The 12,385-nt window shown below is 72.8% G+C and carries 12 protein-coding genes and 1 tRNA gene; 10 read left to right on the plus strand and 3 right to left on the minus strand.

The window, feature by feature from the left end; genetic code table 11:
• The first annotated feature begins 43 nt into the window (after window positions 1-43).
• From O4J56_RS05370 to O4J56_RS05390, 5 genes are all read left to right on the plus strand, one after another.
• The gene (locus tag O4J56_RS05370; protein ID WP_270684000.1) at window positions 44-376 is read left to right on the plus strand and encodes a hypothetical protein; all 333 of its coding nucleotides are present in this window, start codon (window positions 44-46) and stop codon (window positions 374-376) included.
• A 191-nt stretch (window positions 377-567) separates the two neighbouring features.
• A complete protein-coding gene (locus tag O4J56_RS05375; protein WP_017627306.1) occupies window positions 568-846 on the plus strand; it encodes a WhiB family transcriptional regulator in 279 nt (92 codons plus the stop codon).
• A gap of 76 nt (window positions 847-922) precedes the next feature.
• Window positions 923-1,096 (plus strand): hypothetical protein, encoded by a 174-nt coding sequence (locus O4J56_RS05380; protein WP_270684020.1) that lies wholly within the window; start codon window positions 923-925, stop codon window positions 1,094-1,096.
• A 164-nt stretch (window positions 1,097-1,260) separates the two neighbouring features.
• Complete coding sequence (locus O4J56_RS05385; protein WP_270684001.1) at window positions 1,261-1,821, plus strand: M48 metallopeptidase family protein; 561 nt, start codon at window positions 1,261-1,263, stop codon at window positions 1,819-1,821.
• A gap of 294 nt (window positions 1,822-2,115) precedes the next feature.
• The gene (locus O4J56_RS05390; protein ID WP_270684003.1) at window positions 2,116-2,601 is read left to right on the plus strand and encodes a hypothetical protein; all 486 of its coding nucleotides are present in this window, start codon (window positions 2,116-2,118) and stop codon (window positions 2,599-2,601) included.
• Between the two features lie 227 nt (window positions 2,602-2,828).
• Here the strand turns inward: O4J56_RS05390 and O4J56_RS05395 are convergent, their stop codons facing one another.
• Both O4J56_RS05395 and O4J56_RS05400 read right to left on the minus strand, forming a co-directional pair.
• The gene (locus O4J56_RS05395; protein ID WP_270684004.1) at window positions 2,829-3,389 is read right to left on the minus strand and encodes an NUDIX hydrolase; all 561 of its coding nucleotides are present in this window, start codon (window positions 3,387-3,389) and stop codon (window positions 2,829-2,831) included.
• Window positions 3,386-4,825: a zinc-dependent metalloprotease gene (locus tag O4J56_RS05400; protein WP_270684018.1), complete on the minus strand. Its 1,440-nt coding sequence runs from the start codon at window positions 4,823-4,825 to the stop codon at window positions 3,386-3,388. The genes O4J56_RS05395 and O4J56_RS05400 overlap by 4 nt, the downstream gene beginning before the upstream one ends.
• A gap of 145 nt (window positions 4,826-4,970) precedes the next feature.
• Here O4J56_RS05400 and O4J56_RS05405 point away from each other — a divergent pair, with 145 nt between their 5' ends.
• From O4J56_RS05405 to O4J56_RS05415, 3 genes are all read left to right on the plus strand, one after another.
• Entirely contained in the window at window positions 4,971-6,068 is a 1,098-nt protein-coding gene (locus O4J56_RS05405) for an NAD-dependent epimerase/dehydratase family protein (RefSeq protein ID WP_270684005.1), read from the plus strand.
• A gap of 299 nt (window positions 6,069-6,367) precedes the next feature.
• Window positions 6,368-6,811 carry a molybdenum cofactor biosynthesis protein MoaE gene (locus O4J56_RS05410; RefSeq protein WP_270684006.1) on the plus strand — a complete coding sequence of 148 codons (444 nt, stop codon included), beginning with the start codon at window positions 6,368-6,370 and terminating at the stop codon, window positions 6,809-6,811.
• Between the two features lie 57 nt (window positions 6,812-6,868).
• Entirely contained in the window at window positions 6,869-7,930 is a 1,062-nt protein-coding gene (locus O4J56_RS05415; protein ID WP_270684007.1) for a YlbL family protein, read from the plus strand.
• Between the two features lie 93 nt (window positions 7,931-8,023).
• On the opposite strand, the gene O4J56_RS05420 is transcribed toward O4J56_RS05415, so the two are convergent.
• Window positions 8,024-8,548, minus strand: a complete 525-nt coding sequence (locus O4J56_RS05420; protein ID WP_270684008.1) for a PPA1309 family protein — start codon at window positions 8,546-8,548, stop codon at window positions 8,024-8,026.
• 253 nt (window positions 8,549-8,801) lie between these two features.
• Between O4J56_RS05420 and O4J56_RS05425 the strand changes: the two genes are divergently transcribed.
• Window positions 8,802-11,858: a UPF0182 family membrane protein gene (locus tag O4J56_RS05425; RefSeq protein WP_270684010.1), complete on the plus strand. Its 3,057-nt coding sequence runs from the start codon at window positions 8,802-8,804 to the stop codon at window positions 11,856-11,858.
• A 104-nt stretch (window positions 11,859-11,962) separates the two neighbouring features.
• Window positions 11,963-12,039 (plus strand) — tRNA-Met (locus tag O4J56_RS05430).
• Window positions 12,040-12,385 lie beyond the last annotated feature (346 nt).

Raw genomic sequence — 12,385 nt, forward strand, 5'->3', positions numbered from 1 at the left:
GGCGAGAGCCGCGTACCTGACCGAGAGGAGGTGTCCCAATCCGATGATCGCAACGAAGAGCGCATTCGGCGCCGTGTCCGGCACGGCCCCGCGCTTCATGGTGCTCTCCGCCGATGAGTGGGGCACCGAGCGCGGCGTGCAGTTCGGCCGTACCGCCTATTCCGCCCGTAGCGGCCTCGACGTGTCCTTCGCCGTCGGCGGCGCCAAGCGCCTCCGCGACCTGAAGGCCGGCCTGATCCAGGCCGACGTCAAGGCGGCGATCACGGGAGGAGTGCGTCCGGTCCAGGCCGAACGCGGACTGCCCGGGTTCGTTCACGCAGCAACCCCGCGCCCGCAGGGCGCAGTGGGGGCGTGTCCATGGAGTAGACCGGCGTAGATTACGCCGAGCGAGTCTTCCATGGCCGCGGCCCCGCACAGGGGCCGCGGCCATATTCGTCTCCGCGGAACCGGTCCCCGCCCCGAGGGCGGAGCCCGATCTCCGCGGCGCGGCAACCAGGCACCGGCCCCGGATCGCAAGATCCGACCGTCGAAGTCGCAACGCGTAGACGAAAGATCAGGAGGACACCGATGCTCGCGTCGGTCCTGGAGACTCCGTGGCTCGGTGAGGCCGAGGTTCCCTGCCGGAGGGAGCCCGACCTCTTCTTCGCCGAGGCACCGGCCGATGTCGAGGCGGCCAAGGCCGTCTGCCAGAGCTGCCCCTTCCGGGAGCAGTGCCTGTCGGACGCCCTTGAGCGCCGCGAGCCGTGGGGGGTCTGGGGCGGCGAACTGCTCGTCGCCGGAAAGGTCGTCCCGCGCAAGCGTCCGCGGGGCCGCCCCCGCAAGCACCCGCAGCCCGTCGCGGCCTGACCGCGCGGCGCGGACGCCCCCGCACCCCACGCCCCGACATCCCGGTTCACACCGAATCCGAGAGGAAGCCGTACCCGTGCTGAACGAACTCATGGCCGCCATGAAGACCGCCCCGCAGACCGAGGACGACACCGCCCAGCGCGACCGCGAACGCCGCAGGCTCTCGGCCCGGCAACTGCGGGCCGAGATGCGCGAACACGCCCGCATGGAGCGCGCGCTCATGGAAATAGGGTGGTCGCGCCTGTGTTGACGGCGCGACGGCACTCGCCGGAGGCCGGCGTCCCACCGGGGCGCCGGCCTCCGGCCGTTCCGGAGCGGACCCAGCGGCCCGACCAGGGGATCGGTCGGGCCGCATCCCTAAAAATGCGCAATCTCCCCCTGTGGTACGAGTCAACTCTGGGATACCGTGACGTTGTGCCTCAGAACACAGAGATCGAGGTACGGCGGAGTGCCCGCCGCAGGCGGACGGTGTCCGCCTACCGCGACGGGAACAAGACGGTCGTCCTCGTCCCCGCCACGTTCTCCCGCGCCGAGGAGAAGCGCTGGGTGAGCCGGATGCTGGACCGGCTCGAGGCCAGAGAGGAGCGCCGCCGTCCCGGCGACGCCGCGCTGCACGAGCGCGCCGTGGAGCTCGCGGAGCGCTACCTGGACGGGCTGGTCGCCCCGGACAGCGTGCGCTGGGTGGACAACCAGAACACCCGCTGGGGGTCGTGCACCCCCGACACCGGTGCGATCCGCCTCTCGCGACGGCTGTCGGGCATGCCCTCGTGGGTGGTGGACTACGTGCTCGTCCACGAGCTGGTCCACCTGGTGATCCCGCACCACGGCCCCGAGTTCTGGGAGATGGTGCACCGCTACCCCAAGGCCGAGCGGGCCCGGGGGTACCTCGAAGGCGTCAGTGCCGCCTCCCGCCTGGCCGACGGCGGGAGCGCGGAGGAGTCCGCGCCCGAAGAGGACGACGTCATCGGCGAATGACCGTCCCGTAGGGCCCGGCCCCGCCCAGGCGCGGGACACCGCGCCGCACCCGCCTCTTCCGCGCCCGGCCCTCCTCACACGGTGGAGCCGCTCCGCGGCGCAGCGTGGTCCCCGCCTCTTTTTGGTGGCGACGTTCCGTATCCGCAGGTCACCTGTGTGTGGCGGCGGGGGTGGGGCGGGACGGCGGAATCCGCCCGTCTTCGGGGGATTGACGCGCCCGAGACGCGAAATTACCTTCGCGTAAATTACCGGCGGTAACACCCGGCGGTAACCCCGCACCCGAAGGTAGGTACCGTGTCCCGTATCTCCCCCAGACCCGTCGCCGTCGTCCTGGGCACCCTGGCCCTGACCGGCCTGGCCGCCTCGCCCGCCGCGGCGGCGGAGGGCGCCCTGGACGGCACGATCTCGGCCGAGGGCCAGTCGTGCTCCTGGACCGACGGGGTCACCAGCGACCAGGCCCCCAACGCCCTGACCGTCGACCGCACCACGATCAACCCGTCCGGAACCGGGAACCTGTCCTGTGACGGCGACACCACCGCCACCCTCAACAACGACCCGAACGTGACCTTCGACGACGCCGCGGGCACCCTCACCGTCGACGTGCTGGACATCTCCGTGTCGGTCCTCGGCGTCACCTGCCGCTACGAGGGGGCCGGCGTGTCGGCCCAGCGCGACGGCGACACCCGCACCTACACCACCAGCACCGAGATCCCCCTCGCCGAGGGCGGCTTCCTGTGCCCCGACCCCGCGTCGGTGACCGCCTCCCTCACCTTCCGCTGATCCCCGCCCCCGCCCGGGCGCCCTGACCGCGGTCCGGCGGTCGGCCCCGGGCGGCCACGGAAAGTGACGGGGGCGCCGCGTCCGATGACCGCTCCCGGCGCCCCCGTCACGCAGGTCCCCCCGCTTCCAGGTCCCCCGGCCGCCCGTGCGGACGGGCCGGTGCGCCCGGCGTCGATCTCGGGGAAAACGACGCTACCGGGCCGCCTGTAGGGGCGCTTCTCCCGAGATCAACGACGCAGGGGCGGCCGCGCGCGCACCTTCTCGGAGGCGGCGGCGAACAGGGCCCGGCAGGCGTCGTCCGTCGGATCGGGGATGCCGTCCACCGGGAACCAGCCCAGGTCGTCGGACTCCTCCGGGTCGATGGTCAGCACGGCGCCGTCGGGGGCCACCGCGGCGAACTGCACGTCCAGGTGCCAGGTGCCGCCGCAGCAGCCGACACGGTGGCGGTCCAGCCGCACCGGGTCCGGCAGCACCTCGACCCCGCGGATGCCGCTCTCCTCCTCGGCCTCGCGCAGGGCCGCGCCCGCCAGGGTGGTGTCGCCCTCCTCGAAGTGGCCGCCGGTCTGCAGCCACAGGCCGACCTTGCCGTGCAGCGTCAGCACGCCCTTGGACCCGGTCGGGTCGAGCACGGCGGCGCTGGCGGTCAGGTGCCCGGCCGCGCACGTCCGGCTCAGGGCGCCGGGGTGGGCGTCCATGTGCGCCAGGTAGGACCGGCGCAGCTCCTCGTTGTGCGCGTCGGGCGCGGACCAGGCCTCCAGCACGGACCTGACGTCGTCGGCCAGGCTCATGCGCCCCCGTCCCCGTCGCTCTTGCGGCCCTCGCCGCCGTCCGTGCCGTCCCCGGTGTCCGTGCCGCCTGTGCCGTCCCCGCCGTCCGCGTCCCGCCCGCGGTCCCCGTCGGAGCCGGAGCCCAGGTCCCCGGTCAGCCGGGAGATGTCCAGGTCGAGGTCGCCGTCGGCGGCGCGCCCGGACACGAACGCGTCCGGGTCGTCCAGGTCGTCGCCGGAGGGCATCAGGTCCGGGTGCTCCCAGACCGCGTCGCGCCCCTCGGCGCCGCGCGCCTCGGTCAGGGCGGTCCACAGCCGGGCCGCCTCGCGCTGGCGGCGCGGGCGCAGCTCCAGCCCGACCAGGGTGGCGAAGGTGTGCTCGGCGGGGCCGCCGGTGGCCCGGCGCCGCCGGATCGCCTCGGCCAGCGAGGCGGACTGCGGCAGGCGGTCGCGCACCGCGTCGTCCACGACCACCGAGACCCACCCCTCGATCAGCGCGATCGCCGTCTCCAGGCGGGCCAGCGACGCCTTCTGCTGCGGGGTGTCCTGGGGCTGCAGCAGCCCCTCCCCGCCGGACAGCGCCTCCTGGAGGGCCTCGGGGTCGGACAGGTCGATGCCGCCGAGCCGCTCCTCCAGCGCGCTCATGTCGAAGGACATCCCGGCCGCGTACTCCTCGATGAGGCCGAGCACGTGGGCGCGCAGCCACGGCACGTGCGCGTACAGCCGGTGCACCGCCGCCTCGCGGGCGGCCAGGTACAGCCGCACCTCCTCCTCGGGCACGCCCAGGCCCTCGCCGAAGCCCTCGACGCCGGCCGGGATGAGCGCGGCGCGCCCCTCCCCGGCCAGCGGCAGGCCGATGTCGGTGGAGCCGACGACCTCTCCGGCCAGCTCACCGATGGCCTGCCCGGCCTGCTGGCCCACGAGCATGCCGCCCATCTGGCGCACCATGCCCATCAGCGGCCCGGCGACCGACTGCATCTCCTCGGGCATGTTGGCGCCCATCGACTCCACGATGCGGGAGGTGAGCGGGTCGCACAGCCGGGTCCAGGTGGGCATGGTGCGCTCCACCCACTCCGAGCGGCTCCAGGCCTGCGAGGTCTGGACGCCGGACGGCAGCGGCGTCGCGCCGTCCAGCCACAGGTCGGCCAGGCGCAGCGCCTCGGAGACCTTGGCCGAGTCGACGGGCGAGACGCTGGCGTCCCCCTTCTGGGAGACGGTGTGCCGGGCGATGTTCTTGGCCATGTCCCAGTTGACGCCGCCCGGCGACGCCTGCTGGGCGCCGGGGGCGGGCTGGGCGGCCATCATGTCGGCGAACTGGCGCAGCATCTGCGCCATCTGCTGCGGGTCGCCCAGCGGGAACCCGCCGGGCATCCCCGGGCCCTCCCCGCCTGGGCCGCCGCTCCCGGAGCCGGAGTCGCCCGAGCCGCGACCCGACTCGTCGTCGGGGTCGTTGGGCATGCTGAAACCAAATGGCAGGTCGCTCACGATCAGACCTCAGGCAGGATAGGAATGTCTCCACTGTCACGTTAGCTGGGAGCAGGCCGGAGTGAGTACCCGAAACAGCCAGGTTCGCCCTGAGCACAGTCCGCGGGGTGATGGGCCGGTGGTGGCCGTGACAGGGGCCGCCGCCGGTGCCGGCCGGCTGCTGGTGGAACGACTGGGGGCCGCCGCCGGTTCCGCGGAGGGGCCGTGGGGCCTGCCCGCGCCCGGGCGGGTCGTGGCCCTGGACGCCGGACCGGCCCCCGAGGACCTGCCCGCCGGGGTGGAGTGGCGCTCGGCCGACGTGTGCGACCCGGCCCTGGCCTCCCGGCTGCGCGGGGTGGACGTGCTGGTGCACGCCGACACCGACCGCTCGGCCGACACGCCGCGCCGGGAGCGGCGCGCCCGCGCGGTGCGGGCCGCCCAGACCGTGCTCACCGCGGCCGCCGCCGAGCGCGTGCCGCAGGCCGTCCTGGTGACCGGGACCGCCGTCTACGGCGCCGCCCCGGACAACCCGGTGCCCCTGCCCGAGGACGCGCCGGTGCGCACCGAGGGCGCCGACGGGCTGGCCGGGGACTTCGCCGAGGTGGAGGAGGTGGGCGAGCGGGCCCGCCGCGCCCACCCCGGGCTGTCGGTGGCGGTGGTGCGCCCGGCGCCGCTGGTCGGCCCGGGCCTGGACACGGTGGTCGGGCGGCACTTCGCCGCGCCCCGGCTGATCTCGGTCAAGGGGGTGGAGCAGCGCTGGCAGTTCTGCCACGTGGAGGACCTGGCCTCGGCGCTGGAGCTGGTCGCCCTGGGAGGGGCGGGCGGCGGCGACACCGCCCTGGCGGTGGGCTGCGACGGCTCGCTCGGCCAGGAGGAGGCCGAGGAGATCACCGGCCTGCGCCGGTTCGAGGTGCCGCCGGGCATCGCCTTCGGCGCCACCGGCCGCCTGCACCGCGCCGGGATCACCCCGGCCGCCGCAGGCGACCTCAAGCACCTGGTGTACCCGTGCGTGGTGGACTGCGCCGCGCTGCGCGAGGCCGGGTGGAAGCCGTCCTACGGCAACGCCGAGGCCCTTCGCGAGCTGGTGGAGGAGGAGGGCGAGGCCACCGCGATCGTCGGCCGCCGCCTGGGCCGCAAGGAGGCCGCGGTCACCGCGGCCGGCGCCGCGGGCGCCGCCGTGGCCGCGATCGGCACCGCGGCGGCCGTCCGCCACCTGCGCAAGCGCCGGAAGTCCTGAACCGGGCCCACGGGGCGTGGCCGGACCCGGACGGCCGCATCCGGACCGGGAGGGGGGACCATGGGAGCATCCCCTCCGCGGGGGAGGGGCGCCGCCCGCGAACGTGCAACGGAACGTGCAAAGGCATGGACCACACGCCCGTGCAGTGGTCTAATGCGGGAACCACTTCACCACGGGGACGCGGGGAGCGAGGGCGATGGGGGACCGCAGGCCGGGTCGTAGAGGTCTCCAAGGTACCGCCGTCCACCCTGTGAGCTGCTTGGACGTTCCTCCTGCCGTCGTAGGGCGTTGATACGGTCATGCATGTGGAAGCCATCACTCTCGTAGGACTGCGCGACACCCCGATCACCATCGACGAGGTCGTCTCGGCCGTCGGCGACCCCCGGGCGGGCGGGACCGCCTTCTTCGTGGGCACCGTCCGCGACCACGACCACGGGCGGGGCGTCACCGGGCTGGCCTACTCGGCCCACCCGACCGCCGAGGCCGAGATGCGCCGGGTCATGGAGAAGGTCGTGGCCGACACCTCCCGCGACGGCCGGCCGGTGTGGCGGGTCGCCGCCCTGCACCGCGTCGGCGACCTGGAGATCGGCGACAACGCGGTGGTGGTCGCCGCCGCGGCGGCGCACCGCGCCGAGGCCTTCGACGCGTGCCGCAGGCTCATCGACGACATCAAGGCCGAGGTCCCCATCTGGAAGCACCAGCGCTTCACCGAGGGCGACGCCGAATGGGTGGGCGCCTGCTGACCCGGGCCGCGGCACGCCGGAGGCATCCGCCCCGCCTAGGGCCGTAGTCTGGTCACCATGCTCCGTCGCGCCAAGACGCTCATCACCGCGGTCGCTCTGCTGGTCGGAATCGCCCTGGGAGCGGCGTTCCTCCCGGTTCCCTACCTGGTGGCCTCGCCCGGCATCTCGCTGAACACCATCGGCGACGACGCCGACGGCGACCCGGTCATCGCGATCGACGGGCGCGAGAGCTACCGCCACGACGGCGACCTGGCCATGGTCACCGTCCAGTACGCCGGCGGGCCCGGGCGCCGGATGGACATCCTCACCGTCATCAGCGCCTGGCTCTCGCCGACCCAGTCGGTGCTTCCGGAGGCCGCGCTCTTCCCGCCGGACCGCAGCGCCGAGGAGGTCAGCGAGTCCCAGACGATGGCGATGGACGAGTCGCAGACCGCGGCCGTGGCGGCGGCGCTGGGCGAGATGGGCGTGGAGTACGACCTGCGGCCCGTCGTGGCCGCGATCACCGAGGACGCCCCGGCCGAGGGCCGGCTCAAGGCCGGGGACGTGGTCCTGGAGGTCGACGGGGAGAAGGTGGCCGACAAGGGCGAGGCGGCCGAGCGGGTCGGTGACCGCGAACCCGGTGACGCGGTGGAGCTGACCGTCGAGCGCGAGGGCGAGAAGAAGGACGTCGAGGTCACCACCGAGGACGACGGCGAGGGCAAGGCGGTCGTGGGCATCATGATCGCCGACGACCCGGACTTCCCCTTCGACGTGGACTTCCAGATCGAGAACGTGGGCGGCCCCAGCGCCGGGCTGATGTTCGCGCTCGGGATCATGGACCGCCTCGACCCCGAGGGGCTCACCGGCGGCGCGGACGTGGCCGGGACCGGCACCATCGACGCCGAGGGCACCGTGGGCGGCGTCAGCGGGGTGGCCCAGAAGATGGTCAGCGCCCGCGACGAGGGCGCCGAGTACTTCCTGGTGCCGGCGGAGAGCTGCCCGCAGACCTTCGAGTCGGCCGCCGCCGGCGACATGGAGGTCCTCAAGGTCGAGGAGCTGGGCGACGCGCTGACCGCCCTGGAGGCCATCAAGAGCGGCGAGGGCCTGTCCGACCTGCCCCGCTGCGAGCCCGGGGGCTGACGCCCCCGCCGCCCCCGCGTTGATCTCGGGAGAAACGACGCTAAAACCGCGTTGGTAGGGGCGTTTCTCCCGAGATCAACGACGGCGGGGCGGTCAGTCCTCGTCCTCCTGCAGGGTCAGCTCCAGCGCCGAGGTGAGCGCGGGCACCAGGTCCGGGCCGTTGAGCACCTGGTCGTCGCTGTCGTGGGCGCGCATCCGCAGCGCCGCGTGGCGGCCGCCGTCGCGCAGCACCCCGGCCACCATCCTGACCTCCTCGGATCCGTCCTGGGCGGCGGCCCAGTCGCCCGAGCCGCCGCGCGGCGGGTCCAGCGTCTCGTCGGACCCCCTGACCACCAGGCGCTCCATCACCAGGGCGCACCCGGCCACCGCGTCGGGCCAGGCCATCCGGCCCAGAGCATCCTCCAGCGGCATCCCGTCGGGCAGCGGCTCCTGCTCGACCGGGGTCAGCTCGGCCGGGTCGGCCGAGGCGTCCAGCCCCAGCATCGAGGCCAGCGCGGGCTCGCGCCGGGCCAGTTCGGCGGTGGGCACCAGGGCGTAGACCCGGGGCGGCTGGTCCCACCCCTGCTCGGAGGCGTGGCGCTCCAGGTCCATGACGGCTTCGCGGATGTTGAGAGTCACGCGTCCATGGTGCCCGATCACGGCCCCTGACGGTCCCGCTCCGGCCGAGTAGGGTCGGGGGGCGCCGCGCAACCGAGACACCGCCGATGCCGCGCCGATGTGATGTTGTCATCCGCCCGGCGCGGGGTTTCGGGAACCCGGCGCGCACGCAATAAGTTGCCGATACAGAGGGGCCCTGCCCCTCGCCGTCCATTGACGAACATGACGAGGGGGAGGCGTGAGCTTCCGAACGCCCGGCGCACCGACCGCGCGCATGCCTCGACGTAACCGGCTGCTCGCGCCTGTCGCGGTGGCCGTCGTCGTGATAGTCGCGGGTCTGCTGGTCGCCGCCAATTTCGTGACCGACTACAAATGGTTCTCCTCGGTCGGTTACACCTCGGTCTTCTGGACCGAGATCCGCACCAGGGCCCTGCTCTTCGTGGGCGCGGCCGTGCTGATGACCGCGTTCGTCGGCGCGAGCGTGTACTTCGCCTACCGGACCCGGCCGCTGACCCGCCCGGCCAGCCTGGAGCAGCAGGGGCTGGACCGCTACCGGATGGCGATCGACCCGCACCGCAAGCTGTTCTTCTGGCTCATCGCCGGCGGCCTGGGGCTGCTCACCGGCGCCTCGGCCAGCGCGGAGTGGGGCACCTTCCTGCAGTGGGCCAACCGGACCCCCTTCGGCCAGGCCGACCCGCAGTTCGGCGTCGACATCTCCTTCTTCGCCTTCACCTACCCCTTCCTGCGCGTGGTGCTGGGCTACCTGTTCGCCGCGGTCGTGCTGGCGTTCATCGCCGCGGTGATCGTGCACTACCTGTACGGCGGCGTCCGCCTGCAGACCCAGGGCCAGCGGGCCACCCCCGCGGCGCGGGTGCACCTGTCGGTGCTGCTGGGGGTGTTCGTCCTGCTGAAGGCGGGCGCCTACTGGCTGGACCAGTACGGCCTGGTCTTCTCCGACCGGGGCTACACCTACGGCGCCTCCTACACCGACGTGAACGCGGTGCTCACCGCCAAGATCGTGCTGGCCATCATCGCGGTGGTGTGCGCGGCGCTGTTCTTCGCCAACATCTACTTCAAGAACGCCATGGTGCCCCTGGTCAGCCTGGGGCTGCTGGTGCTCTCGGCGGTGCTGATCGGCGGCGTCTACCCCGCCGCGATCCAGCAGTTCCAGGTCAGCCCGAACGAGCAGCGGGCGGAGAACCCCTACATCACCCGCAACATCGAGGCCACCCGGGACGCCTACGGCATCGCCGACGCCGAGACGCAGACCTACGACGCCGAGACCGAGCTCACCCCCGAGCAGCTCTCCGACGAGGCCTCCACCATCCCCAGCGTCCGCCTGGTCGACCCCTCGGTCGTCTCCCAGACCTTCCAGCAGATGCAGCAGGTCCGCGGGTTCTACCAGTTCCCCGACGTGCTGGACGTGGACCGCTACCAGGACCAGGACGGCAACTCGGTCGACACCATCATCGCCACACGCGAGCTGGACGGGCCGCCCGAGGGCCAGGACAACTGGCTGACCCGGCACACCGTCTACACCCACGGCTTCGGCATCGTGGCGGCCGCGGGCAACCAGGTCGACAACGAGGGCCGCCCGGTCTTCACGCAGTACAACATCCCGCCCACCGGTGAGCTGTCCGAGGTCACCGGCGAGTACGAGCCGCGCATCTACTACGGCCAGCAGGGCGCCGACTACGTGATCGTCAACGCCGAGCCGGAGTACGACTTCCCGCTCGACGCCGACGAGAGCACCGAGGACATCACCACCTCCGAGGACGTCGAAGGCGAGGGCGGGGGCGGCGGCTCCGGCGGCGATGCCGACGAGGCCCGCGCTCCGGCCGACGGCCAGGACGGCGGCCAGGACCAGCAGGGCGGCGCCGAGCAGTCCCCTGAGCAGTCCCCCGAGGCCACGGAGGGCGAGGACGGCGGCGGTGCCGGCGGCGAAGGCGGCGGCCAGGCCACCAACCACTACGAGGGCGACGGCGGCGTCCAGCTGAGCTCGTTCTTCGACCGCGTGCTGTACGCGCTCAAGTACCGCGAGGCGGACATCCTGCTGAACACCGCCATCACCGACGAGTCGAAGATCATGTACGACCGCGACCCGTCGCAGCGCGTGGAGAAGGTCGCCCCGTTCCTCACCACGGACGGCAAGCCCTACCCGGCGGTCGTGGACGGCCGCGTGAAGTGGATCGTGGACGCCTACACCACCAGCTCCGGCTACCCCTACTCCACGCCGATCGACTTCTCCCAGGCCACCGAGGACACCTTCAGCCAGGGCGGGAACAACGCCACCGCCCTTCCGGGCAACCAGGTGAACTACATCCGCAACTCGGTGAAGGCGACGGTGGACGCCTACGACGGCACCGTCACGGTCTACGGGTGGGACGAGAAGGACCCGGTCCTCCAGACCTGGTCCAAGGCCTTCCCCGGGGTGGTCACCAAGAAGTCCGAGATCAGCGATGAGCTGGAGGACCATGTCCGCTACCCCGACGACCTGTTCAAGGTCCAGCGGGAGATCCTGAAGCGCTACCACATCACCGACGCCGATGCCTTCTACGGCGGCCAGGACTTCTGGGACATCCCGGCCGACCCGACCAAGGAGGGCGACAGCCCCGAGCCCCCGTACCGGCAGACGATCCGCTACCCCGGGGACGAGAACGGGAACTTCGCCCTGACCTCGACGTTCGTGCCCAGGGGCAGGGAGAACCTGGCGGCGTTCATGTCGGTGGTCAGCGACCCCGAGTCCGAGGAGTACGGCAAGATCCGGATGCTGGAGCTGCCGCGCAGCAAGGTGATCCTGGGGCCGGGGCAGGTGCAGAACGCCTTCCAGGCCGAGTCGAGCATCCGTGACGTGCTGCTGCCCCTGGAGAACAGCGACGCGACGACGGTGACCTACGGCAACCTGCTCACCCTGCCCTTCGGGGACGGGATGCTGTACGTGGAGCCGCTCTACGTGCAGGCCGAGGGTGAGGCCAGCTACCCGCTGCTGCAGCAGGTGATGGTGGCCTTCGGCGACGAGGTGGCCATCGGCGAGAACCTCCAGGACGCGCTGAACAACCTCTTCGAGGGCGGGGAAGGCCCGCTGGACGAGGAGGGCGGCGACGGCGGCCAGGACACGTCCGAGGGCGACGCCGGCTCCGACGGCGGCGGCGGGGGCGGCGGGGGCGGCGACGAGCTGTCCCAGGCGCTGGACGACGCCGCCAAGGCCTACGAGGACAGCCAGCAGGCGCTGCAGGACGGCGACTGGGAGGCCTACGGCAAGGCCCAGGACGAGCTCGCCGACGCTCTGGAGCGCGCGGAGAAGGCGCGCGAGGAGGACAGCGGGAACTAGCCCGGATTCCGGCGGCCGGGGATGCCTCCCCGGCCGCCGGGACCCGCCCGGCGGAAACCGGTTTGGACCTTGCGCGGATCCGCGCTACTGTGGAGGCACATCGACGCGGGGTGGAGCAGTTCGGTAGCTCGCTGGGCTCATAACCCAGAGGTCGCAGGTTCAAATCCTGTCCCCGCTACCAAGCGGAAAAGGCCCGGTACTCGAAAGAGTGCCGGGCTTTTTCGTGCGGTACCGGAAGGCGTTTCCCCCAGGCATGAGGGGTCCGCCGAAGGGGCGCCCGGTGTGTTCCGCGGCACAGGGAATCGGTCCGTTCCGGCGCTGCTTCGGTGCTGTTCCGGGGGCGGTCCGGTGCCGCTCCGGGGGCGGTCCCGGGGGTAGTCCCGGGGGAAGCGGGGTGCGGTACCGTCCCGGCGGCGCGCCCGCGGTATTCGGTTTGGCACCTGTGCGGATCCGCGCTAGTGTGGAGGCACATCGACGCGGGGTGGAGCAGTTCGGTAGCTCGCTGGGCTCATAACCCAGAGGTCGCA

Source organism: Nocardiopsis endophytica (assembly GCF_027706725.1).
GTDB lineage: Bacteria > Actinomycetota > Actinomycetes > Streptosporangiales > Streptosporangiaceae > Nocardiopsis_A > Nocardiopsis_A endophytica.